Origin of the sequence: Pseudomonas helleri (assembly GCF_001043025.1) — a bacterium.
GTDB lineage: Bacteria > Pseudomonadota > Gammaproteobacteria > Pseudomonadales > Pseudomonadaceae > Aquipseudomonas > Aquipseudomonas helleri.
In genome coordinates, this window is record NZ_JYLD01000005.1 from 109,095 (window position 1) to 129,617 (window position 20,523).

The window sequence follows — 20,523 nt, forward strand, 5'->3', positions numbered from 1 at the left end:
CCGTAAACTGCCGCACGTTTTCTATGAGAGTCACCCATGCAAATTGCTTTGGCGCCGATGGAGGGGTTGGTCGACAACATCCTGCGTGATGTCCTGACCCGCACCGGCGGTATTGATTGGTGTGTGACCGAATTTATTCGGGTCACTGAACGGCTGTTGCCCGAAGCCTATATCCACAAGTTCGCCCCTGAGCTGCAACACGGTGCCAAAACCCGTGCTGGCGTGCCCCTGCGCGTGCAACTGCTGGGTTCTGACCCGGCGTGTCTGGCGGACAACGCCGCGCTGGCCTGCCAATTGGGCAGCGAGGTCATCGACCTCAACTTTGGCTGCCCGGCCAAGACCGTGAACAAGTCCCGTGGCGGTGCGGTGCTGCTCAAAGAGCCTGAGCTGCTGCATGCGATTTTGCTGCAGGTGCGCCGTACCGTGCCTGCGCATATCCCGGTGACGGCCAAGATGCGCCTGGGCTTCGATACGCCCGACAGCGCCAATGAATGCGCGATTGCCCTGGCGGAGGGGGGCGCCAGCCAGATCGTGGTGCATGCACGGACCAAAATGGATGGCTATAAGCCGCCTGCGCATTGGGAGTACATCGCCCAAGTGCAAGAGGTGGTCAAGGTGCCGGTGTTTGCCAATGGTGATATCTGGTCGGTTGAAGACTGGCGCCGTTGCCGCGAAATCAGCGGGGCTGAAGACATCATGCTCGGTCGCGGTCTGGTGTCGCGCCCGGACCTTGCCCGGCAAATCGCCGCTGCGCGGGCGGGCGAAGAGGTGGTTGAAATGACCTGGGCGGATTTACAACCGATGATCCGCGAATTCTGGGCGCAAGCTGAGGCGCAACTGACGCCGCGTTCGGCGCCGGGGCGGCTCAAGCAGTGGTTGGCCATGTTGACGCGCAACTACCCTGAAGCGGTGGTGCTGTTCAATGCCATGCGCCGCGAAACCGACTGTGAAAAGGTTCGGCATCTGGTCAACAACCCGCCTGTGGAAGGCGCGTAAAAAATTTCAAAAAAGCCTCTTGAAATGATTTTGCTGATCCCTACTTAGGGGTTAAGCGATGCCGAAACCGGGTCGCGAAGACAAAATCTCGCTGAAATCAGGAGGCTAAATTATGAACACCGCATTTTCTCTGGCGCCACTGTTCCGTAATTCTGTCGGTTTTGACCGTTTTAGTGATCTGTTTGAAACCGCGCTGCGCAACGACTCCAGCGCTGGCTATCCACCCTACAACGTCGAAAAGCACGGTGATGACAGCTATCGCATCGTGATCGCGGCAGCAGGGTTTACCCAGAATGATCTGGACCTGCAAGTTGAAAAAGGTGTGTTGAGCGTCAGCGGCAGCAAACGTGAAACCTTCGGTGACAACACCGAAAGCAGCGCTGAAAAACCAGCATCAGGCGTGACCTACTTGCATCAGGGCATCGCGCAACGGGCATTCAAACTGTCCTTCCGTCTCGATGACCACATCGAGATCAAAAACGCGAACTTGAGCAATGGCTTGCTGAGCATCGACCTGCAGCGGGTGGTGCCCGAAGAAGCAAAAGCCAAACGCATCCCGATCAACAGTGGGGATCAACAGCCTGCTCTGCAAAACTGATGTGAGTCTGTGCTGGAACCCCGTCTTATAGGCGGGGTTCTTTTTTGCAGGAGGAGGGGGGGAGATTGCAACGGATCTGCAAGCGCGTGTTTCTATCGCCCGAAAGGGCCCAAAGCTTCAACTAGTCTGCCAGGACAGGCCTCAACCTCGGGGCTTTGACTGGAGCTTTAGATGAAAAACAAACGCGCACGTGATTCAGAAACGGGTCTGTTTATTCCGTTGGAGGAGGCCAAGCGCCGCCCGAAAGAAACCACCGTCGAAACCATCAAGAAAACGCCCAAGCCTTCACCCAAGCGTTAACGGGCAACACACAGGCACTTGCTCCGACTCTCTCCCCGGGGCAGGTGCCTGTTTTTTAACGAGTGCCGTGTTACTCGGCGACATGCGCCGTTTTAGGTTGATGCTGTTGCAGGTTTTTGTCGGCTTTATAGCGCAGCGCTACGTCAGGCACGCTGCTGGCTTTGCCGGTTTCAACCCAGTTACGAATACGCCCGGCATCGGCAAAGTGAGTGTATTTACCGAATGCATCCAGAATCACCAATGACACAGGGCGATTACCCATTTCGGTCACCAGCACCAGACAATGGCCTGCCTGATTGGTGAAGCCGGTTTTGGTGATCTTGATGTTCCATTTGTCTTTGTTGATTAAATGGTCGGTGTTGTGAAAGCCCAGGGTGTAGTTGGGTTTACGGAACGTCACCGATTTTTCTTTGGTGGTGCTCAGTTGGCTGAGCATCGGGTAGTGGCGCGCGGCGGCGAGCAATTTGCTCAGGTCGCGGGCCGTCGAGACGTTGCGCGGCGACAGGCCGGTAGGTTCAACGTAATGGGTGTGCATCATGCCCAGGCTCTTGGCCTTGGCGTTCATGGCAGCAATAAATTTCACGTAGCCGCCCGGGTAGTGGTGCGCCAGGCTGGCCGCAGCGCGGTTTTCCGAGGACATCAGGGTGATCAGCATCATTTCGTGACGTGACAACTCGCTGCCCAGCTTGACCCGCGAGAACACGCCTTTCATTTCCGGGGTGTCGCTGATGTTGACCGAGATGTACTCGTCCATCGATTGCTTGGCGTCCAGCACCACCATCGCGGTCATCAGTTTGGAAACCGATGCGATGGGCACGACCACGTCCGGGTTGCTGGCGTAAATGACTTTATTGGTTTGCAGGTCGATCAGCAGCGCGCTGCCAGAAGCAATGTGCAGTTTCGACATGTCTCGGGGTGACATGGTGCCTTCCGTCGCTGCGGCGATTGAAGGAGCGGCTGTGCCTGTGAGAACTAAAAATAGGCTCAAAATCGAAAGATGAATTTTCACGCAGATTGACTCAATGATGGTTAGGGAATTCTGAACGGCAACCGTTGGTATACATATAACGTTACATTTTCTGAGTATGGATTAATAACGTTAGAAATGCCTGTATTTGCAGGGGGTTAGCAGAGAAATTTCACGCGGTAGGTGAGCCTGGGTATTGTGCGCCGTGCCGGTGAGGATTTTGCTGCTTCACAAGCCCGTGAAGCGTGCATCGCACGAGCCTAGCAGCGCAATGCTGTTGGCTGGCTGAACAGACGTTGCAGCGGGGAATCAAGGGGCTTTAAAACGCAAAACGCCCATGAGGTGTCAGGCTCATGGGCGTTTTGCAGTTTAGGTGCCAGGGAGGGGCGGGTTACGGCTCCGGTTGAAAATGCAGCAAGTCGCCGGGTTGGCAATCCAGAGCGACACAGATGGCTTCGAGGGTGGCCAGCCTTATACCTTTGACTTTTCCTTGTTTGAGCAGTGAAAGGTTCTGCTCGGTTATCCCGATCATTTGCGCGAGGTCTTTGGACTTCATCTTGCGTGTGGCCAGCATGACGTCCAGTTTTATGGCTATCGGCATCGTGCCCTCTTAAACAAACTGCTCATTCTCTCTTGCCAACGAACACGCGTTGGACAAGCTGCGAGCGATGATCATAAGAGAGGCTGAGAGAAATAACGCAACAATATGTGACGGCTCAAAGTTAATACTGAGCAACCGTTCGCCTGCAGGTCGGGTGAAGGTAATCCACACACTCATCACCGGTGTCAGCACCAGGCTGGCCAGTACCCAGAGCAACACGCTCTTGCCCACTTTGCCCAGCAGGTCTGCCGACTCTGACGAAAAGTATTCGCCTTTGCTGTAGGCCAGAAACAGGCTGCGCAGCGCCAGTAAACCTTTTGCCAGTATCAGCAGCGGGATACTGGACAGGACGATTCCGCCGGCCGCTTGCCACCAGGGCATGAGCGAGATGTTGGCGTTCAATTGGCCGATCATCGCGGTCAAGTTGAATCCGCCCATGAAACTGCCGAGCGCGTCAGGGAAAATCCAGTAAGCGATATTGGCCAGCAGCATGCTGACCACCAGTACCAATGTGGCGGTCGCCAAGATCCGGCTGCGATTGGCCAGGAGATCTGTTGTCATCGAACAATCCTTTTATGCGTAGTCATCGATTTAAGTGTCCGGAGGCTGCGCAGTCCTTCCGGGTAGGCCTGTGCAGTGGCTGTATCGTAATTCGATAATAAATGATTGTAAAACGATAATTTTATGGCGACAGATTGCAGCTTGATGTCTGCGTGAATTCCGGGCAGGGGTGTGTTGTTTAAGTGCTACTGCGCAATTGTGTAAAATGCCGGCCTTTGAAATTGACCGGCCAGCCTGATGACCCCTGAAGCGTTAACCACCTTGCACCTGCATTTAATGACCGCCCTGGAGGCTGCGCCTGCTGAAACACGGCGTATTTTCCATGGGCGCGGCCGCTGCTGGCCGAGCCTGGAGCAGTTGACGGTGGACTGGCTGCAAGGTGTGGTGTTGGTCTCGTTGTTCAAAGAGCCGGAGCCCGCCCAGCTTGAAGCCCTGAAGCAGATGCTGCTGACGATTGTGCAGTCGCCGGTGTGGCAAGCCTGTGGCGCCCACACGCTGGTGATGCAGCATCGCTACACGTTGCAAAGTGATACTGAATGGCTGGCGGGTGAGCCGGTGGACGAGTGGACGCTCACAGAAGGCGGATTGCGTTATCAGGTGGACCTGGGCCGCAAGCAGAACAACGGGCTGTTTCTGGATATGCGTTATGGCCGTAACTGGGTGCGGGAGAATACCGAGGGTAAGCGGGTGTTGAATCTGTTTGCCTACACATGCGGGTTTTCTGTCGCGGCCATTGAAGGCGGCGCTGAGCATGTGGTGAACCTCGACATGTCACGTGCGGCCCTGAGCCGTGGCCGGGACAACCACCGGCTAAACGGGCATGACACCGGCAAGGTGAGCTTCCTTGGGCATGAGTTGTTCAAGTCCTGGGGGAAGGTCAAAAGCCTGGGGCCTTACGATGTGGTCATCATCGACCCGCCTTCGTTCCAGAAGGGCAGTTTTTTGCTGACCAAGGATTACCAGCGCGTGCTGCGGCGCTTGCCGGAATTGCTCACTGATAACGGCACGGTATTGGCGTGCATGAACGATCCTTCGCTGGGCTCCGAATTTTTGATCAATGGCGTGACCGCCGAGGCGCCGAGCCTGCGTTTTGAGCAACGGCTGGAAAACCCGCCGGAGTTTCCGGATGCCGATCCTGAGTGCGGGCTGAAAGCGCTGGTGTTCAAGCAGGGCGTGTGACAGGCAAAAAAAAGCCCGCGGGAGAGTGCGGGCCAAGGTTCATTGAATGAGCGGGATCACTATACAAGTCGCCTGTTGTGACCACCGTGAAACAAAATTCATGAGCCGGGTGAAACTGCAGGCCCTGTAGGAGCGAGCTTGCCTCGCGATCTTTTGATCTGATATTCCCTCGCCCGAAGGAGAGGGAATATCGGCGAGGACGGTGGCCCCCCGCGGCTCACACGTTAGCGAGTGCGCGACGACTCAAACAGGAACCAGACGCGGCGTTCGGCTTCGTCGATCCAGTTTTCCAGCAAGCTGGTAGTGGCCACGTCACCCGACTCAGAGCACAGCTCGTGGGTGGCGCGCATGTAGGCGGCCAACTGGATGTTGTCTTCGCGCAATTCGGCGAGCATGTCTTCCGGGGTCACGAAATCAGCATCGTTGTCCAGCAGGCGCTGGAGATTTTTGATATGTCCGATCGAGCGGATTGTGGTGCGCCCCAGCTTGCGCACGCGCTCGGCAATGGCATCGGTGGTGGCAAAAATCTGATCAGATTGCTCATCCAGCAGCAGGTGGAAGTCACGGAAGTGCGGGCCGGACATGTGCCAGTGGAAGTTCTTGGTTTTCATGTAAATGGCGAACGTGTCGGCCAGCAATGCATTCACTTCTGCAGCAATGTTGATGCGTGCTTCTTCGCTCAGCGCCGAAGGTGTCCGCAGATCGGCCTTTCTGCTTTCCTTGGCGGATTTCAGGTCTTTCATGGTCGTTCCTCGTGTTGGCTGTGAATAGGCTTAAACGAATGAATAGTGGGGCTGACTAAAGACCACGAACAGTGGTTCGTCAAACCCGCCGGGCGGCTCAATAAGGGCGGCTAAACGTTACGACCTGACGAAGAGCAAGATCGTTCAAGACTTTCACTGACCAAGTTGCGACCCTTTGTCGCTGCTTACTGCCGGGATGTTTTTTGATGCCTACTTCGCTTCCTCGCGTCGCTTTTACACGCGGCGCGATTGCTTGTCTGCCCTTGACCCTGGCGTGCGCGCCCTGGGGACTTTTAGCCGGTTCGACGGCGATTGATGCGCAATTGACACCGATGCAAGCCCAAGGGCTGTCGCTTTTTGTGTTTGCCGGGGCGGCTCAATTGGTGGCCATTGGCATGATCAAAGGGGGCGCCAGTGCGCTGTCCATTTTGATCACCACGCTGCTGCTGACCTCGCAACACATCCTCTATGCGATGCATTTGCGCCCCATTGTCGCGCCCATGGAGGCTAAATGGCGCGCCAGCCTTGGCTTTTTGCTGACCGATGAGTTTTTTGCCTTGGTCAGCCCGTATGACCAAAAAACCTTCAACCGCTGGTACGCCCTGGGCGTTGGCCTGTGCATGTATGTGGGCTGGAACCTGTTTACCTGCCTGGGGGTGATTGTCGGTAAAAGCATTCCGGGGCTGGATCAATTGGGGCTGGAATTCTCGATTGCCGCGACGTTCATTGCCCTGATCACGCCCATTGTGCGCAATGTGCCAACGCTGATTTGCGTCGCCGTCTCGTTATTGAGCGTGGTGCTGTTCAGTTATTGGCAATGGGAGTCGGCGATTGTGCTGGCGGGGTTGGCGGGTATGACCGTCGGGTATCTGTGCAAACGGCTGGGAGCGTACTTCGCATGACGGTATGGCTGATTATTGGCGGGATGACGCTGATTCTGTTTTTTAACCGCTATCTGTTTCTTGAGCCGCGTTTGCCGATTCGCTTGAACCGCGGGGTTCGTGAGTTTCTGGGGTTTGCGGTGCCGGGCATGTTGACGGCGATTTGCGGGCCGATCATTTTTATCAAGGATCACACCCTTGATCTGAGCCCCACCAACCCGTACCTGCTGGCGGCTGTGTGTGCGATAGGGCTGATGCTCTGGACCCGCAACGTGTTGCTCAGTGTCGTGTTAAGTGTGGCGTTGTTTTATCTGTTTCGCTGGTGGCTATAACTTGCGCTGCGGCGCGTGATTTGAACGGGCCGCTGACGGGAACACCGTCAATGACCACATACCAGCACGCCAGCAGACCGTCCGCGCGAAGCGGTTCGGGGACTGCGCTGCCGACAACCGACATGATATGGACCTTTGGCAAAGGAACCTCCTGCTATCAAACAATGGCGCCACTTTAAGGCTTGGGCCCATGCGCAAAAAATCATTACGCGTGATAGTCGCCATTGATGCGGGTATAGGTATCTATACAACTTTAGAAGGTTAACGAATTATCGCGTTGTAGGAGCTGCCGCAGGCTGCGATCTTTTGATCTTCAACGTCAAAAGATCGCAGCCTGCGGCAGCTCCTACGAAGATTTTGATGCGGCGAAAGTCTGTTCTTTTGATCTAAAAAGCTACGTTAAACAACCCTGTCCGACCGCAGCCTTCGTGCCTCGTCAGCGACTACGGCCGCCTGAAAGGTGTGTCGCTACATAGGTTGCTTCCAGGCAGTTTAGTCGACGACTTGATCCAGCATTTGCATCACTTCATGGTCACTCAACAAGCCCTGGCTAACCAGGTGTTGAGCCAGCAGAGAAACCAGCTTGGCGGCGCGGTGGCCTTCAAGCTGTTTGAGTTCGGTCAGCGTGTTGTAGACCTTGGTGGAAGTGCACAGGCCTACAGTGCGGTGCGGGTTTTGTGTCGGCATACAGGTCGTCCTTGTTTTTATGGTGTGCGAAGTGTCACGGCCAGAGCGTCGAAAGTGTGTGCATGCTGATGCCGTAGTTTCTGCCAATACTGTGTCCAGTGCGTGACAATCGCAACCTCAATTCAAACCTGGCGGCAACTGAACAAGCCTGCCGCTGGGGTGTTGACTGCGATTACCAGCGTGGTGGGCCGTAATAACCGCGGGGTGGACCGTAGTACACCGGTTGTGGTCGGCCGTAATAGGCCGGTGCATAAACCGGTTGTGGTTGTACGTAAACTGGCTGCGCCTGGTAGTACACCGGAGGTGCCTGCACATAAACCGGTTGTGGTTGCACATAGACCGGGTGTTCTACGTAAACCGGGCGCTGTTGGCTGGCGACTATCGAGCCAACAACCGTAGCACCGACCACTGCGCCAACCAGCGCCGGGCCAGCACCCCAACCGCCATGGGCGGATGCCTGGCCAGCGACAGCCAGGGCGCCGATCAGCAAAGCAACTTTGGGGAAGGTACGCATCATGACGATTCCTCTGCTTTCAACCCCGCGTCTTGGCCTGCACCAGGCCATATGAAATAGCGGGGATAACATTGAGACAATCTTTTTAGAAAAAATTGCAAAATGTTTCGGTAAAGTTTGTGTAAGGTCTTGGGCTCGCTGACACGTTTCAGCGAGCGCTATGATCCGGCAAATTTATCGCGGCAGCTTGAGCCGTTTATCCGAAAGCACGAGGAGATGAACATGCAAATGAATCCGAACAAAGACACCCGGCTATGCATCTCGATGTCAGGCAGACCCGGGAATTTCGGACTGCGTTTTCATAATCATCTGTATGAACAGTTGGGCCTGAACTTTTACTACAAAGCCTTCAGCCCCAAAGACCTCGCCGGGGCCATTACCGGCATCCGGGCTTTTGGTATTCGCGGTTGCGGGGTGTCGATGCCCTTCAAGGAGGCGAGCATTGCGTTGGTCGACGAACTGGACGCCTCGGCGCAGGCCATTCAGTCGATCAACACCATCGTCAACACAGACGGGCACCTGAAGGCCTACAACACTGATTACATCGCCATTGCGCAATTGCTGCGTGATCACCAGGTTGCCAAGGACACCACGTTCGCCTTGCGCGGCAGCGGCGGCATGGCCAAGGCCGTGGCTTCAGCCTTGCGCGATGGCGGCTATCACAATGGCATGATCGTGGCCCGTAACGAGGTCACGGGTTCTGCGCTGGCGAAAAACCTCGGCTACTCATGGCAGGCAGAACTGGGCCAGCAGAGGCCGCAAATGCTCATCAACGTCACACCGGTTGGCATGGCGGGCGGGGCTGAGGCCGATGATCTGGCGTTTGCTGCTGAGGCGATCGATCAGGCCGAGATCCTGTTTGATGTGGTAGCGATCCCCGTTGAAACGCCCATGATCATTCGTGGCCGAGAGCAAGGCAAACGGGTCATTACGGGCCTTGAAGTGATTGCCATCCAGGCGGTTGAGCAATTTGCCCTGTACACCGGCGTGCGCCCAACCCCGGAGCAGTTCCAGGCGGCGGTGGCCTTTGCCCGCAGTTGATGGTTGAGCCATAAAGGCCGAGATTCGGCCTTTATGGCGCTTAGCGCTTAAAGGTGCGCCAGTCGCACACCATTTTCGTCAACACGCAGGCTCACGGTGCCGCCGATGATCAGTGGGCGCATGTCCGGGATATGGCCATTGGGAAACCCGAACACTTTCGGGAAGGAATACTGGGCCACGCGTTCGGCAATGATTGATTGAGCAATGGGGCTGTGCGGCGAGGTGTCATCCGCGATGTTTTTCATGCCGCCAATAATCAGACCTTTAATCTTTTCAAAAGCCCCTGTCTGTTCGAGGCTTTTAAGGTAGCGGTCAATCTTGTAGTAAGCGTTCTCACCGATTTCTTCGAGAAACAGAATGGCGTTGTCGTAATTGAAGTTAAAGCGAGTGCCAGAAAGTGCGGTCACGACGGTCATGTTTCCGCCAATCAGGGTGGCGCACGCCGAGCCCGGTTCATTGAGCAGGTTATTGTCCAGTTGGTACGTCGGTTTGATGCCTTTAAAGAGGTTGAAAATATTCTGATAAGAATCGGCTGACGGGGTTGGCGTGCTGATGATGTTTTGGCCGTGTACCGACTCAATTCCGTGCCTGGCCAGCAGGCTCTGCAAGAAGGTGATGTCGGAGTAGCCGATTAACCATTTGGGGTTATGTACGAAACGGCTCAGGTCGATGTGCTCCAGCAGTTGAACGCTGCCATAGCCGCCACGGGTTGCCCAGATGGCATCAATTGAGTCGTCGTCCAGCGCCCACTGCAAGTCCCTGAGTCGTTGTTCGGGCGTGCCCGCATAGGTGTAATGATGCGCATGTCTGGCGAGCGCAAACTCACCGTAAACAGGTGTATAGCCCTGCTCAATGATCATGTTGTGAGTGTGCGTCAGCAGGTCTGGATTAGACACAGCCCCGGCCGGGGAGACGATGGCGATCCGGCTGCCGGGTTTAAGGTTTTTAGGTGTTATTGAACACAAGGTCATTACTGAAGCACTCCATGACGCCGTCGTTTTACGATATGAAGTGTTTAGCCTAGTCCTCGATCATCGGATGTATTTAAAGACGAGTCGCTTTAACGCGCGGGAAGGTTCCTGATAAAGAGTGGCTTTTTTAAAAGAGCCCCCGATGCCGGATTGAGCGGCGCGGCATCTGAGGGGGGCTATGCAGGGTGCTATTCCAGTTCGCTCAACCGCGCTTCCAGTGCCGCAATGCGTGCTTCGAGTGCTTCAAAGCGCTCAAGGGACACACCTGAAGGGCTGCGCTCGGCGGGTTGCTGGCGGGCTGCGATGATTGCTTCGATATCTGCCGGGTCGCCCAGTGCGTGGGTATAGCGATCTTCGCGCTGGCCCGACTGGCGAGGAATGAGCAGCGCCAAATCACGGGCAATCAGCCGTTCGAGCTGATGCTGGACTTGTTCTGTGTCTTCAAAGTCATGCATGCGGTTGCTGCGGGTGAGCAATTCGTTGAGGGTTTGCGGGCCGCGCAGAAACAGCAGGCCGAGCAGAGCGACTTGGGCAGGGACCAGCTCCAATGCCTTGTCGACTTTGTGCTCCCAACGATCGGCGCGACTGCCCATGACCAAACGGGTAAAGCCCTGGCCTTCAAGCGCACGCAAACTTTGGCCGACCTGGCCTTGGGTCAGGTTCATCACCGGCTCGCGGCTGGTTTTCTGGTTGCAGGCCAGCACCAGCGCATTGAGGGTCAGGGGGTAGGTTTCCGGGTTGGTGGCCTGCTTCTCGATCAAGGAACCGAGAATGCGGATTTCAGTGCTGTTAAGCCGAGCTCCGGTGTCGCTGTCGTGTTCAGTGCTCATCACGCTTTCCTTGTGCGTTTAAATGGAGATCAGTGTGTTGCGATCACACCCAATTGTCATCCGCCCCTTATAGGTTCAACACTGACTAAAAGACAAGCCGCTTCTTACGCGGCGTATGCCTATAATCGCCGCACATTCACTTCCCGCCCACAGACTGTCGAGACTTTCATGACTATCTCTCTGTACGCTGCTTCTGTTCCTGTGTTCAAACAAATGCTTAATGCCCTGAGCGGTGTTCTGAACAAAGCTGAAGCTCACGCCGCAGCCAAGAACATTGACCCGAGTGTGTTCCTGCAAGCACGCCTGGCTCCGGACATGTTCCCGCTAGTGCGTCAGGTGCAAATCGCGGTTGATTTCACCAAGGGTGTTTCGGGCCGTCTGGCTGAGATCGAGCTGCCTAAATACGATGACAGCGAAGTGACTTTTGCTGACCTGCAAGCCCTGATCAGCAAGGTGCTGGCGTTTGTTGATGGCATTACGCCTGCGCAAATCGATGGCAAGGAAGGGATCGAAATCATCACCCGTCAGGGCACGCCGAAAGAAAAACGCTTTACCGGCCAGGCTTACCTGCTGACCTACGGCTTGCCGCAGTTCTTCTTCCACGTGACCACCGCTTACGCGATTCTGCGCCACAACGGCGTTGAAATCGGCAAGCGTGACTACATGGGCGCGTTCTAAGCATTGCGCCAAGCCACGCGTGACAGACTCAGGAGCACCCGCGCGGGTGCTCCTGTTTTGTAAGGCCTAGGCCTGTTCTTCTTCGGCCAGGCACACAGCAGCGGTAAACAGCACGTCGGTTGACGAGTTGAGTGCGGTTTCAGCGGAGTCCTGCAGGATGCCGATGATGAAACCGACCGCCACCACCTGCATGGCAATTTCGCTCGGGATACCAAACAGGCTGCACGCCAACGGAATCAACAGCAGCGAGCCCCCCGCAACACCCGAAGCGCCACAGGCGCACACGGCCGCCATCACGCTGAGCAGAATCGCGGTCGGCACATCCACCTCAATCCCCAGCGTGTGCACGGCTGCCAGCGTCAAGACGGTAATGGTGATGGCCGCACCTGCCATGTTGATGGTCGCGCCCAATGGGATCGACACTGAGTAGGTGTCTTCATGCAAGCCCAGACGCTCACTCAGCGCCATGTTGACCGGGATGTTGGCTGCAGAGCTGCGGGTAAAGAACGCGGTGATCCCGCTTTCACGCAAGCACATGAACACCAGCGGGTACGGGTTGCGGCGCAGCTTCCAGAAGGCGATCAGCGGGTTGACCACCAGGGCCACAAACAGCATGCAGCCGATCAGAACAGTGAGCAGGTGCAGGTAGCCCAGCAGGGCGCCAAAACCGGAGGTGGCGAGGGTCGCGCTGACCAGGCCGAAAATGCCCAATGGCGCGAAGCGAATCACCACTCGCACGATCAAGGTCACGCCGTTGGACAAGTCATTGAGTACGGTGCGGGTGGTTTCGCCCGCATGGCGAACAGCAATGCCCAGGCCAATCGCCCAGGCCAGAACGCCGATGAAGTTGGCGTTCATCAGGGCGCTGACCGGATTGTCCACCGCGCTCAACAGCAGGCTTTGCAAGACCTCGCTGATGCCCCCGGGAGCGGACACGGTGATGTCTTCGGTGAGCAGAATCAGGCTGGACGGGAACAGCGTGCTGGCGATCACGGCGACAACCGCTGCGGCAAACGTGCCGATCAAATACAGCACCAGGATTGGGCGGATGTGGGTGACCTGGCCCTGTTTGTGGTTGGCAATCGAGGCCATGACCAGCACAAACACCAAAATCGGCGCCACGGCTTTCAGGGCGCTGACGAACACCTTGCCGACAAAGGCCACCGAGAGTGCCGCAGCAGGTGCCAGCCAGGCCAGCAAAATACCGGCAATCAGACCGATGACAATTTGGGTCACCAGGCTGGTGCGTTTGAGCGTTTGCAGCAGGGTAGGTGGAGCATCAGTCATAGGAGTGTCTCTAGTTGTTGTGGGTGGCGCATTCAAAGACTCTGGTGTTGACTCAACCTTTAGCCGGCAGGCAATAACGGCCAGCCGCCGCACTTGAACGTGTTGAGTTAAGCAGAGTAGGGGGCAGATTCAGTTATGCGTGCTGAGCACGCTTGTCTGACTAAGGTCAGAACGGGGGGCGGACTTTACCATACAGAAGTAGGACCTTTCCTGCGTAAGGGCGATCTGCCGCACCTTAGCGCGTAGGTCTACTGCGCCAACTCCCCATGCTGGCGAAGCATTCTGTTACCATTGCGCATCCCCCACTTTCTTTAAATCAGCGGGCCTTTCGGGCTTTCGCTGGCGTTGTCGTCTTTGGAGTTATTCATGCTGTTGCCCATCCTGCTGCTGTCTGCGGCCGGTTTCACCGTGCTCACCACCGAGTTCATTATTGTCGGGCTGTTGCCTGCGATCGCCCGTGACCTTGAGGTCAGCGTGTCGCAGGCCGGTTTGCTGGTCACGTTGTTCGCCTTCACCGTGGCAGCGCTGGGGCCTTTTTTAACGGCCTACTTCGCCCGCTTTGAGCGCAAGCGCCTGTTTATCGGCATTTTGCTGATGTTTGCCTTCGCCAATACCGTGGCCGCGCTGGCGCCGAATATTTGGGTCATGGCGTTTGCGCGGTTGCTGCCTGCGCTGGGCTTGCCGGTGTTTTGGGCGCTGGCCAGCGAAACCGCCGTCAACATTGTCGGCCCTGAATACGCGGGCCGGGCGATTGCGAAGATCGGCTTCGGGATTGTCTGTGCGACGGTGTTCGGTATCCCGGTCGGGACGTTGATCTCGGATGCCTGGGGCTGGCGCAGTGCGTTCGCAATTCTGGTCGTGATCGCCCTGGCCAAGGCCTTGCTGCTGTGGGTGTATTTGCCGGCAGTCAAAGGCGTCAAAGAGGGTGTCACCTTGCGTTCACAGTTTGGCCTGCTGCGCAGCCCGCTGATGATCGGGCATATCGTGCTGTCAGTGCTGGTGTTCAGCGGCATGTTCACGGCCTACACCTATCTGGCCGATATCCTGGAGCGCCTGGCCGGGTTTGACGGCACGCTGGTGGGGTGGTGTCTGATGGGCTTTGGCGCTGTTGGCCTGATTGGCAATTCGCTGGGCGGGCGCATGGTAGACCGCCACCCGCTGATTGCGTCGATGGTGTTTTGCGCGTTTATGATTGGCGGCATGGTGGCGCTGGTGCCGAGCATTCACTCCACGCTGGGGCTGGCGGCCGCGATGGGTGTTTGGGGGATAACCCAGGCGGCGCTGTTTCTGGTCAGCCATGTGCGGCTGATGAAAGCCGCGCCGCAGGCACCGGCCTTTGCCGCATCATTGAACATTGCCGGGGCTAACCTGGGGATCGGCCTGGGCGCGCTGTTTGGCGGGCATGTGATTGATACCTACGGGCTGGGCAGCCTGGGCTTCGCCGGCGCCGGTTTTATTCTGGTATCGATCATCCTTGCATCGCTGCTGATGGCGATGAAGCCGCGGGCGGCCTGCGCCTGATCAGCGACTTTCGGTAAACAGCTCCCGTCGCGCCCCCTCGGTAATCGCCACGATGCCGGGGTGGAGGATCTTGCGCTCGACGGTAATGGCATAAAACGATTCGGTGACGGCCTCGGTCTGGCCGATCAGCTCAACGTCAAATTGGCGCATGACCTCGTCGGCGATCACGCTGGGGGCGATAAACACGCCGGTGCCTGATTGGCCAAACGCCTGCATCAGCGCGCTGTCATCGAATTCACCGACAATTCTTGGCTGGATTTTCAGCTCGGCCAACCAGCGCAACAGACGCGTGCGGATCACTGTTTCCGGGCCCGGGATCAGCAGGGGCGCGTCTTGCAGGCTCTGCGGGAAGTGTTCGGCATATGCTTGGGCGAGGCTTGCGGTGGCAAAAAAACTGATTCCACATTCGCCAAGCTTTTGGCTTAGGCCTTTAATGTCTAAATGGGAAGGCATCGGGCTGTCGGAAATGACCAAATCAAGCCGTTGAATCGCCAGGTCTGCCAGCAGCCGGTCGAGCTTGTCTTCGCGGCAGGTAATGCGAACGGGTTTGTCCAGCTCCATGGTCGGGGCGATCAGCCGATACACAATCGACTTGGGCACTACATCGGCAACCCCGACCCGCAAGATCACCTGTTGCTCTTTGGGCGCCATGCACAGCATGCTTTCCAGCTCGGCGCCCACCTGGAAGATCTGTTCGGCATATGGCAACACCTGGCGCCCGGTTTCGGTCAGCTCCAGTTGGCGCCCGACCCGGCGAAACAAGGGCAGGCCGTAGGTGTCTTCCAGCAGGCTGATTTGCCCGCTGATGGTTTGTGCTGTCAGGTTCAATTGCTCGCAGGCGCGCACGATGCTGCCGGTTTTGGCAACGACCCAAAAGTAATGGAGTTGGCGGTAATTGAGCATATGATTGGCAACACTTCGTAAAAACCGAAGTATAACGCTTAAAAATACGAATTTTCCTGAAGTGTCTAGCTCTCTAAAATCGCGCGTTATTCGCAGGCCACGTTGCTGGCCGCAGGTTTAAAGAGGACACGTCACGATGAAGATTCAAAAAGCAGGTTATGTCGCGCTGTTGGCGTCCACCTTGTTGCTGATAGGCGGTTGTGATCAGGCAGAAAAAGCCGCGCAGCAGATGCTCAGCAAAACCGCTGAGGCTGCCAAGCAGGCCATTGATGACACCCACAAGGCGGCTGAGCAGGCGCTCAACGACGCAACCGGCGGGCGCTTGATTGAACAGCAGCCACCGGCTGAAGAAAATAAAGAAACATCGCACACTATTTAAGTTGTCTTACAGAAGGGTCAGAACACACCTATGGAATACCTTTTAGAACTGGCGGTCAGCCCTACGGCCTGGATTGCACTGGCCACGCTGATCGTGATGGAAGTGGTGCTCGGGATCGACAACCTGATCTTTATCTCGATTTTGACCAACAAGCTGCCTGAGCAATTTCGTACCAAGGCCCGCCGTATCGGTATCGGCCTGGCGCTGATTCTGCGCTTGGGCTTGCTCAGCACCATCGCCTACATCGTGCAGTTGACCACGCCGGTATTCGAAGTCTTGGGGCAGGCGTTCTCCTGGAAAGACATGATTCTGATCGCGGGCGGCCTGTTCCTGGTCTGGAAAGCCACCAGTGAAATTCACCACAACATGACCCCTGACGCCGAGGACAAGGCCGAGAGCGTGTCGTCCAAAGTAGCTGTAGGTTTTGCCGCTGCGATCGGTCAGATCCTGATGCTGGACCTGGTGTTCTCCATCGACAGTATCGTGACGGCGGTCGGTATGACCGAGCACTTGCCGATCATGGTGATTGCGGTCGTGGTGGCGGTGATGGTGATGTTGCTGGCTTCGGAGCCTCTGGCCAAGTTCATCAACGAAAACCCGACCGTGGTGATGCTGGCGCTGGCGTTCCTGATCATGATCGGCATGACCCTGATCGCAGAAGGTTTTGGCGCTCATGTACCAAAAGGCTACGTGTATGCGGCGATGGCGTTCTCCGCCACCGTAGAAACCCTGAACATTCTCGCGCGTCGGGCTCGGGAAAAACGTCAGGCTGGCGTGACCAAGTAAGCGCAGGCTGCCACTTAAAAACTGTCCATCCTTGTCAGGGTGGACGGTTTTTTTGCATTTAGTGCGCGTTGGCGGTGGTAGCGGCCGGTTGGGCGGGTTTTTGCTTGGGTTCTGGCTGGGGTTGCGGATGATGATGACGGCTGATGCGCATCAGGCCCCAGAGCATGGCGGCGGCAACGGCCAGCCACCCGGTGATCAGCAAGATAATGGTCAATGTCGGGCTCATAAGTGCCTCCTTTGCCCACGACGGGCATAAACACACTTCAGATGACAGTCTAGCTTGAGCAGTGTTTCAGTCTATTGACCAAAGGTCGTGCTGCACCAACTGATTGGCTCTATGTAGGAACTTTCACTGTGCTTTAAGGCTATACCAGACCCTGTTGGCGCCCTATGATCGTCGACCATGGCAGACCTTGCGGTCTGGTGTTCATTCAAAGCGAGGGCGTATGCAGGGACTGAGTGGATTGAAAGGGCTGCGTCTGTGGCTGCTGGCCGCATTGGCGGTGACTGTTGTGGGGTGTGCCAGTGTTGACCAGGCGCAAATGCGTCACCTGCCAGAGCGGGTTGAGCTTAACGGTGTGCCCTTTTTTCGCGGTAACGCCCATCAAAGCGGCCCGCAGGTGCTGGCCAGCATGCTGGGTGAGCAGCGCATCAGAATCACCCCGGGCCTTTTGACCAAGCCTCTCAAACTGCCAGAGGCCGAAGCTTCGTTGCAAAGCAATATGGAGCAACTGGCCGGGCAATACGGGCTCATGGTGTACCGGCTGGATCCTGCGCTCACAGCGCTGTTGACCCAGGTTGCCGCAGGCCACCCGGCGATGGTGCGCTTTACGGAGGGGCGAGTCTGGAGCGAACCGCGTTATGCAGTGCTGGCGGGCTATGACCGCAACAAGCAAACCGTATTGTTGCGTGCGGGCATGGATCGGCGCCGGGTCATGGACTTCAGCAAGTTTGAGTCCAGCTGGAAGGATGCTGGCAGCTGGGCTGTACTGATTTTGGCCCCGGACCAACTGCCGGTGAATGTCGACAAAGAACGCTGGTTAAAGGCGGCTAACGACCTGTCCCGCTTGGGCCAGGAACAAGCAGCGAGCAAAGCCATCAAAGCCCTGCAATAGCCAAATACCCTGTAGGAGCGAGCTTGCCTCGCGATCTTTTGATCTTTTAAAAGATCGCGAGGCAAGCTCGCTCCTACAGGGCTTGGCGCACACAAACCCTGTAGTCGCTGACGAGGCACGAAGGCTGCGATCGACAGCGCAGCGGCCGCCAACCCTCCCACTCGGTGCAACGACCAAGCTCAAAAGATCGCGAGCCCTTGGTTTAGCCCGTTAAAACCCGAACTTGTCACGCAGGCTGTAATACCAGGCACCCAACGCCGTCAGCGGTGTACGCAACAACTGCCCGCCGGGGAAAGGGTAGTGCGGCAAATCAGCAAACGCATCAAAACGCTCAGCCTGCCCGCGCAGCGCTTCGGCCAGCACCTTGCCCGCCAGGTGCGTATACGTCACCCCGTGCCCGCTGCAACCTTGGGAGTAATAGATGTTGTCGCCAATGCGCCCAACCTGCGGCAAACGGGACAGCGTCAGCAGGAAGTTGCCTGTCCATGCGTAATCAATTTTTACGTCCTTGAGCTGCGGGAACGCCTTGAGCATCTTCGGCCGAATAATCGCTTCAATGTTGGCCGGATCGCGCGCGCCATACACCACACCACCACCAAAGATCAGGCGCTTGTCGCCGGACAGGCGATAGTAGTCGAGCAAATAGTTACAGTCCTCGACGCAGTAATCCTGAGGCAGCAGCGTTTTGGCCAACTCCTCGCTCAGCGGTTCAGTGGTAATGACCTGCGTGCCACACGGCATGGACTTGGACGCCAGCTCAGGCACCAGATTGCCCAGATACGCGTTGCCCGCCACGATAATGAACTTGGCGCGGACCTTGCCCTGTGGCGTATGCACCACCGGGTTGGCACCTCGCTCGATGCGCACAGCGGGCGACTGCTCGTAAATCGTGCCCCCAAGGGATTCGACCGCTGCCGCTTCGCCCAACGCCAGATTCAGAGGGTGGATATGCCCGCCGCTCATGTCCAGCAGGCCGCCCTGGTAGAGGTCACAAGCAACCACTTCACCAATCCGGCGCTTGTCGAGCAACTCTAGTTGCGTATTGCCGTAGCGCTCCCACAGCTTCTTCTGTGCTTCGAGGTGACCCATTTGCTTGCTGGTGATCGCGGCAAACACACCACCGTCTTTTAAATCGCACTGGATCTGATACTTGGCAACGCGGTCACGAATAATCTTGCCGCCTTCAAAGGCCATCTGGCCTAACAGCTGGGCTTGCTTGGCGCCGACCGTGCGTTCAATCACATCAATGTCGCGGCTATAACTGTTAACGATCTGGCCGCCGTTACGTCCTGACGCGCCAAAACCTACTTTGGCCGCCTCAAGCACAGTGACCTTAAAACCGTGCTCCAGCAGAAACAGAGCACTCGACAGTCCGGTATAACCGGCGCCGATCACACAGACATCCGTTTCAACCTCATCCTGCAGGGCAGGGCGCTCCGGCGCCGGATTAGTCGAAGCCGCATAGTAGGACTGGGGATAAGGTGTGTTCGCCATTCTGCAACCTCTGTTTTATATTTTTTACGAGTGCGCCCGATGCTACCTCAGTTGAAATTCGCCCGCCAGCCAGCGCCAACTGAGTATTTTCGGGGTGAAAATAAAAATTTCGACTATTCATGGGGTTAGCTGCAAAAAAGGTGTTGACACCCCTCCGCAAATCTATAGAATGCGACCCCACAGCAGGCACGTAGCTCAGTTGGTTAGAGCACCACCTTGACATGGTGGGGGTCGTTGGTTCGAGTCCAATCGCGCCTACCAAACAAAATCCGCTCTGCTGGGCGGTCTAGAAGGGCTCACCGAAAGGTGAGCCCTTTTTTGTTGTCTAAAATTTAGCGTCCTCCTTAAATGCATCAGGCTAGCCGATAGCTCAAGGGTTGTTATGTGGCTCTGATGCTATACAGATTCTGTCCTTGTCGACGTGATCAAACCATTTATCCCTTAATTAGAGCTCGGCAGGTGCGTTATGGGCTTGGCATTCGGGTCAAAGTTTTTTCGGGTTAAGTGCTGCCCGGTTTGCATTTTGGGGTGAGTCTGCTTGGTGGCGGGGTATGTTTGAGTGGGTGTAATTCGCGGCTCATATTGAGCGACAATTTATGGCAAGTAATTGCTTTAGAAGGTAAGGCGGGTGGTCTTCTTATAGCTAATTACTCTGGATTCTACGTGGGGGGGGCAAAGTTGGCCGCTAAGCGACCTGAGGCGAAATCTGTGCGCAGGTTGGTAGGTAGTTGTCTGTGGTCTGGTGCGCTGGAGGGCTCACCGTGCGCTGCTACAATAAATGGAGGTCAAAAAAATTTATGCCAAACAGGTGGCGGTATCCGCGATGGCTGATGTTCATTTGAGCTGGAGGCTGCGGTAATCAAAGTTTTTTAGTCTTTTCAAATGATTGTGGTCGAATTGTTCTAAGTATGCGGGCGTTAACGTGAGATGGAGAGGGTGGTACAACAATTGCTCAAGTGGCTATCCGTCAGTCAGGTATCGTTTTTTGTGGCGCACTAGAAAGGTTGTGAAGTTATTGCATGGCTTAAAAAACTTGTCGTGAGGCCTTCAATTGGTGGGTTCAAGCGAGCGGGATGCGTTTGGTGATTGTTTGATCTTGATTGTGTCGGTAATGAAAAACCAAAAACGCCAAAAAAATGACGATGCCAGTTGTTTTAAC

At 56.3% G+C, this 20,523-nt stretch carries 25 protein-coding genes and 1 tRNA gene; 13 read left to right on the plus strand and 13 right to left on the minus strand.

Annotation, left to right across the window (positions count from 1 at the left end):
- Positions 1–36: 36 nt before the first annotated feature.
- The 3 genes from TU84_RS09880 (at position 37) to TU84_RS26590 (ending at position 1,894) form a co-directional block, all read left to right on the plus strand.
- On the plus strand, positions 37–996 hold the full coding sequence (locus TU84_RS09880; RefSeq protein WP_048368872.1) for a tRNA dihydrouridine synthase: 960 nt from the start codon (positions 37–39) through the stop codon (positions 994–996).
- A 112-nt stretch (positions 997–1,108) separates the two neighbouring features.
- A complete protein-coding gene (locus TU84_RS09885; protein ID WP_048368873.1) occupies positions 1,109–1,594 on the plus strand; it encodes an Hsp20 family protein in 486 nt (161 codons plus the stop codon).
- Positions 1,595–1,765: 171 nt separating this feature from the next.
- A complete protein-coding gene (locus TU84_RS26590; RefSeq protein WP_256665494.1) occupies positions 1,766–1,894 on the plus strand; it encodes a hypothetical protein in 129 nt (42 codons plus the stop codon).
- Positions 1,895–1,964: 70 nt separating this feature from the next.
- Here the strand turns inward: TU84_RS26590 and pbpG are convergent, their stop codons facing one another.
- The 3 genes from pbpG to TU84_RS09900 form a co-directional block, all read right to left on the minus strand.
- The gene (pbpG, locus tag TU84_RS09890; RefSeq protein ID WP_048368874.1) at positions 1,965–2,903 is read right to left on the minus strand and encodes a D-alanyl-D-alanine endopeptidase; all 939 of its coding nucleotides are present in this window, start codon (positions 2,901–2,903) and stop codon (positions 1,965–1,967) included.
- Between the two features lie 349 nt (positions 2,904–3,252).
- Entirely contained in the window at positions 3,253–3,462 is a 210-nt protein-coding gene (locus TU84_RS09895; RefSeq protein ID WP_048368875.1) for a helix-turn-helix domain-containing protein, read from the minus strand.
- A 9-nt stretch (positions 3,463–3,471) separates the two neighbouring features.
- Complete coding sequence (locus TU84_RS09900; protein WP_048368876.1) at positions 3,472–4,023, minus strand: DUF2975 domain-containing protein; 552 nt, start codon at positions 4,021–4,023, stop codon at positions 3,472–3,474.
- 237 nt (positions 4,024–4,260) lie between these two features.
- Between TU84_RS09900 and TU84_RS09905 the strand changes: the two genes are divergently transcribed.
- A complete protein-coding gene (locus TU84_RS09905) occupies positions 4,261–5,202 on the plus strand; it encodes a class I SAM-dependent methyltransferase (RefSeq protein WP_048368877.1) in 942 nt (313 codons plus the stop codon).
- 224 nt (positions 5,203–5,426) lie between these two features.
- On the opposite strand, the gene TU84_RS09910 is transcribed toward TU84_RS09905, so the two are convergent.
- Entirely contained in the window at positions 5,427–5,945 is a 519-nt protein-coding gene (locus tag TU84_RS09910; RefSeq protein WP_048368878.1) for a Dps family protein, read from the minus strand.
- Between the two features lie 206 nt (positions 5,946–6,151).
- Here TU84_RS09910 and TU84_RS09915 point away from each other — a divergent pair, with 206 nt between their 5' ends.
- Together TU84_RS09915 and TU84_RS09920 are read left to right on the plus strand one after the other, a co-directional pair.
- Complete coding sequence (locus tag TU84_RS09915; RefSeq protein WP_048368879.1) at positions 6,152–6,847, plus strand: AzlC family ABC transporter permease; 696 nt, start codon at positions 6,152–6,154, stop codon at positions 6,845–6,847.
- Positions 6,844–7,158, plus strand: a complete 315-nt coding sequence (locus TU84_RS09920) for an AzlD domain-containing protein (RefSeq protein WP_048368880.1) — start codon at positions 6,844–6,846, stop codon at positions 7,156–7,158. Before TU84_RS09915 ends, TU84_RS09920 begins: the two co-directional genes overlap by 4 nt.
- Here TU84_RS09920 and TU84_RS25515 read toward each other — a convergent pair.
- The 3 genes from TU84_RS25515 to TU84_RS09930 form a co-directional block, all read right to left on the minus strand.
- Entirely contained in the window at positions 7,106–7,300 is a 195-nt protein-coding gene (locus TU84_RS25515) for a hypothetical protein (RefSeq protein ID WP_082148659.1), read from the minus strand. The genes TU84_RS09920 and TU84_RS25515 overlap by 53 nt on opposite strands.
- A gap of 350 nt (positions 7,301–7,650) precedes the next feature.
- Positions 7,651–7,845, minus strand: a complete 195-nt coding sequence (locus TU84_RS09925) for a hypothetical protein (RefSeq protein WP_048368881.1) — start codon at positions 7,843–7,845, stop codon at positions 7,651–7,653.
- Between the two features lie 172 nt (positions 7,846–8,017).
- The gene (locus tag TU84_RS09930; RefSeq protein WP_048368882.1) at positions 8,018–8,362 is read right to left on the minus strand and encodes a hypothetical protein; all 345 of its coding nucleotides are present in this window, start codon (positions 8,360–8,362) and stop codon (positions 8,018–8,020) included.
- A 219-nt stretch (positions 8,363–8,581) separates the two neighbouring features.
- Between TU84_RS09930 and TU84_RS09935 the strand changes: the two genes are divergently transcribed.
- A complete protein-coding gene (locus tag TU84_RS09935) occupies positions 8,582–9,400 on the plus strand; it encodes a shikimate 5-dehydrogenase (protein ID WP_048368883.1) in 819 nt (272 codons plus the stop codon).
- Positions 9,401–9,447: 47 nt separating this feature from the next.
- On the opposite strand, the gene TU84_RS09940 is transcribed toward TU84_RS09935, so the two are convergent.
- Positions 9,448–10,371, minus strand: a complete 924-nt coding sequence (locus TU84_RS09940; RefSeq protein WP_048368884.1) for a S66 peptidase family protein — start codon at positions 10,369–10,371, stop codon at positions 9,448–9,450.
- A 188-nt stretch (positions 10,372–10,559) separates the two neighbouring features.
- Positions 10,560–11,201: a YceH family protein gene (locus TU84_RS09945; protein ID WP_048368885.1), complete on the minus strand. Its 642-nt coding sequence runs from the start codon at positions 11,199–11,201 to the stop codon at positions 10,560–10,562.
- Positions 11,202–11,369: 168 nt separating this feature from the next.
- Between TU84_RS09945 and TU84_RS09950 the strand changes: the two genes are divergently transcribed.
- A complete protein-coding gene (locus TU84_RS09950) occupies positions 11,370–11,879 on the plus strand; it encodes a DUF1993 domain-containing protein (RefSeq protein WP_048368886.1) in 510 nt (169 codons plus the stop codon).
- A gap of 66 nt (positions 11,880–11,945) precedes the next feature.
- Here TU84_RS09950 and sstT read toward each other — a convergent pair whose 3' ends face one another.
- Entirely contained in the window at positions 11,946–13,166 is a 1,221-nt protein-coding gene (gene sstT / locus TU84_RS09955) for a serine/threonine transporter SstT (protein ID WP_048368887.1), read from the minus strand.
- Positions 13,167–13,532: 366 nt separating this feature from the next.
- On the opposite strand from sstT, the gene TU84_RS09960 reads away from it, so the two are divergent.
- Positions 13,533–14,687: an MFS transporter gene (locus tag TU84_RS09960; RefSeq protein WP_048368888.1), complete on the plus strand. Its 1,155-nt coding sequence runs from the start codon at positions 13,533–13,535 to the stop codon at positions 14,685–14,687.
- On the opposite strand, the gene nhaR is transcribed toward TU84_RS09960, so the two are convergent.
- Positions 14,688–15,590, minus strand: coding sequence for a transcriptional activator NhaR (gene nhaR, locus TU84_RS09965; protein WP_048368889.1), 903 nt, complete (start codon positions 15,588–15,590; stop codon positions 14,688–14,690).
- A 136-nt stretch (positions 15,591–15,726) separates the two neighbouring features.
- Here nhaR and TU84_RS09970 point away from each other — a divergent pair, with 136 nt between their 5' ends.
- Together TU84_RS09970 and TU84_RS09975 are read left to right on the plus strand one after the other, a co-directional pair.
- Positions 15,727–15,969, plus strand: a complete 243-nt coding sequence (locus TU84_RS09970) for a hypothetical protein (RefSeq protein ID WP_048368890.1) — start codon at positions 15,727–15,729, stop codon at positions 15,967–15,969.
- 30 nt (positions 15,970–15,999) lie between these two features.
- Positions 16,000–16,755, plus strand: a complete 756-nt coding sequence (locus TU84_RS09975) for a TerC family protein (RefSeq protein ID WP_048368891.1) — start codon at positions 16,000–16,002, stop codon at positions 16,753–16,755.
- Positions 16,756–16,813: 58 nt separating this feature from the next.
- Here TU84_RS09975 and TU84_RS26275 read toward each other — a convergent pair whose 3' ends face one another.
- Entirely contained in the window at positions 16,814–16,981 is a 168-nt protein-coding gene (locus TU84_RS26275; RefSeq protein WP_164488140.1) for a hypothetical protein, read from the minus strand.
- Between the two features lie 220 nt (positions 16,982–17,201).
- Here TU84_RS26275 and TU84_RS09980 point away from each other — a divergent pair, with 220 nt between their 5' ends.
- Positions 17,202–17,870 (plus strand): PA2778 family cysteine peptidase, encoded by a 669-nt coding sequence (locus TU84_RS09980; protein ID WP_048368892.1) that lies wholly within the window; start codon positions 17,202–17,204, stop codon positions 17,868–17,870.
- A 210-nt stretch (positions 17,871–18,080) separates the two neighbouring features.
- Here TU84_RS09980 and TU84_RS09985 read toward each other — a convergent pair whose 3' ends face one another.
- A complete protein-coding gene (locus TU84_RS09985) occupies positions 18,081–19,364 on the minus strand; it encodes an NAD(P)/FAD-dependent oxidoreductase (protein ID WP_048368893.1) in 1,284 nt (427 codons plus the stop codon).
- 184 nt (positions 19,365–19,548) lie between these two features.
- On the opposite strand from TU84_RS09985, the gene TU84_RS09990 reads away from it, so the two are divergent.
- Positions 19,549–19,625, plus strand: a tRNA-Val gene (locus TU84_RS09990).
- The last annotated feature ends 898 nt before the right edge of the window (positions 19,626–20,523 follow it).

Excerpts from the sequence above, each read along its gene's own strand:
- TU84_RS09880 (WP_048368872.1), top strand. The coding sequence starts at position 37 with ATGCAAATTGCTTTGGCGCCGATGGAGGGGTTGGTCGACAACATCCTG.
- TU84_RS09885 (WP_048368873.1), top strand. The coding sequence starts at position 1,109 with ATGAACACCGCATTTTCTCTGGCGCCACTGTTCCGTAATTCTGTCGGT.
- TU84_RS26590 (WP_256665494.1), top strand. The coding sequence starts at position 1,766 with ATGAAAAACAAACGCGCACGTGATTCAGAAACGGGTCTGTTTATTCCG.
- TU84_RS09895 (WP_048368875.1), bottom strand. The coding sequence starts at position 3,462 with ATGCCGATAGCCATAAAACTGGACGTCATGCTGGCCACACGCAAGATG.
- TU84_RS09900 (WP_048368876.1), bottom strand. The coding sequence starts at position 4,023 with ATGACAACAGATCTCCTGGCCAATCGCAGCCGGATCTTGGCGACCGCC.
- TU84_RS09905 (WP_048368877.1), top strand. The coding sequence starts at position 4,261 with ATGACCCCTGAAGCGTTAACCACCTTGCACCTGCATTTAATGACCGCC.
- TU84_RS09910 (WP_048368878.1), bottom strand. The coding sequence starts at position 5,945 with ATGAAAGACCTGAAATCCGCCAAGGAAAGCAGAAAGGCCGATCTGCGG.
- TU84_RS09915 (WP_048368879.1), top strand. The coding sequence starts at position 6,152 with ATGCCTACTTCGCTTCCTCGCGTCGCTTTTACACGCGGCGCGATTGCT.
- TU84_RS09920 (WP_048368880.1), top strand. The coding sequence starts at position 6,844 with ATGACGGTATGGCTGATTATTGGCGGGATGACGCTGATTCTGTTTTTT.
- TU84_RS09925 (WP_048368881.1), bottom strand. The coding sequence starts at position 7,845 with ATGCCGACACAAAACCCGCACCGCACTGTAGGCCTGTGCACTTCCACC.
- TU84_RS09930 (WP_048368882.1), bottom strand. The coding sequence starts at position 8,362 with ATGATGCGTACCTTCCCCAAAGTTGCTTTGCTGATCGGCGCCCTGGCT.
- TU84_RS09935 (WP_048368883.1), top strand. The coding sequence starts at position 8,582 with ATGCAAATGAATCCGAACAAAGACACCCGGCTATGCATCTCGATGTCA.
- TU84_RS09940 (WP_048368884.1), bottom strand. The coding sequence starts at position 10,371 with ATGACCTTGTGTTCAATAACACCTAAAAACCTTAAACCCGGCAGCCGG.
- TU84_RS09945 (WP_048368885.1), bottom strand. The coding sequence starts at position 11,201 with ATGAGCACTGAACACGACAGCGACACCGGAGCTCGGCTTAACAGCACT.
- TU84_RS09950 (WP_048368886.1), top strand. The coding sequence starts at position 11,370 with ATGACTATCTCTCTGTACGCTGCTTCTGTTCCTGTGTTCAAACAAATG.
- sstT (WP_048368887.1), bottom strand. The coding sequence starts at position 13,166 with ATGACTGATGCTCCACCTACCCTGCTGCAAACGCTCAAACGCACCAGC.
- TU84_RS09960 (WP_048368888.1), top strand. The coding sequence starts at position 13,533 with ATGCTGTTGCCCATCCTGCTGCTGTCTGCGGCCGGTTTCACCGTGCTC.
- nhaR (WP_048368889.1), bottom strand. The coding sequence starts at position 15,590 with ATGCTCAATTACCGCCAACTCCATTACTTTTGGGTCGTTGCCAAAACC.
- TU84_RS09970 (WP_048368890.1), top strand. The coding sequence starts at position 15,727 with ATGAAGATTCAAAAAGCAGGTTATGTCGCGCTGTTGGCGTCCACCTTG.
- TU84_RS09975 (WP_048368891.1), top strand. The coding sequence starts at position 16,000 with ATGGAATACCTTTTAGAACTGGCGGTCAGCCCTACGGCCTGGATTGCA.
- TU84_RS26275 (WP_164488140.1), bottom strand. The coding sequence starts at position 16,981 with ATGAGCCCGACATTGACCATTATCTTGCTGATCACCGGGTGGCTGGCC.
- TU84_RS09980 (WP_048368892.1), top strand. The coding sequence starts at position 17,202 with ATGCAGGGACTGAGTGGATTGAAAGGGCTGCGTCTGTGGCTGCTGGCC.
- TU84_RS09985 (WP_048368893.1), bottom strand. The coding sequence starts at position 19,364 with ATGGCGAACACACCTTATCCCCAGTCCTACTATGCGGCTTCGACTAAT.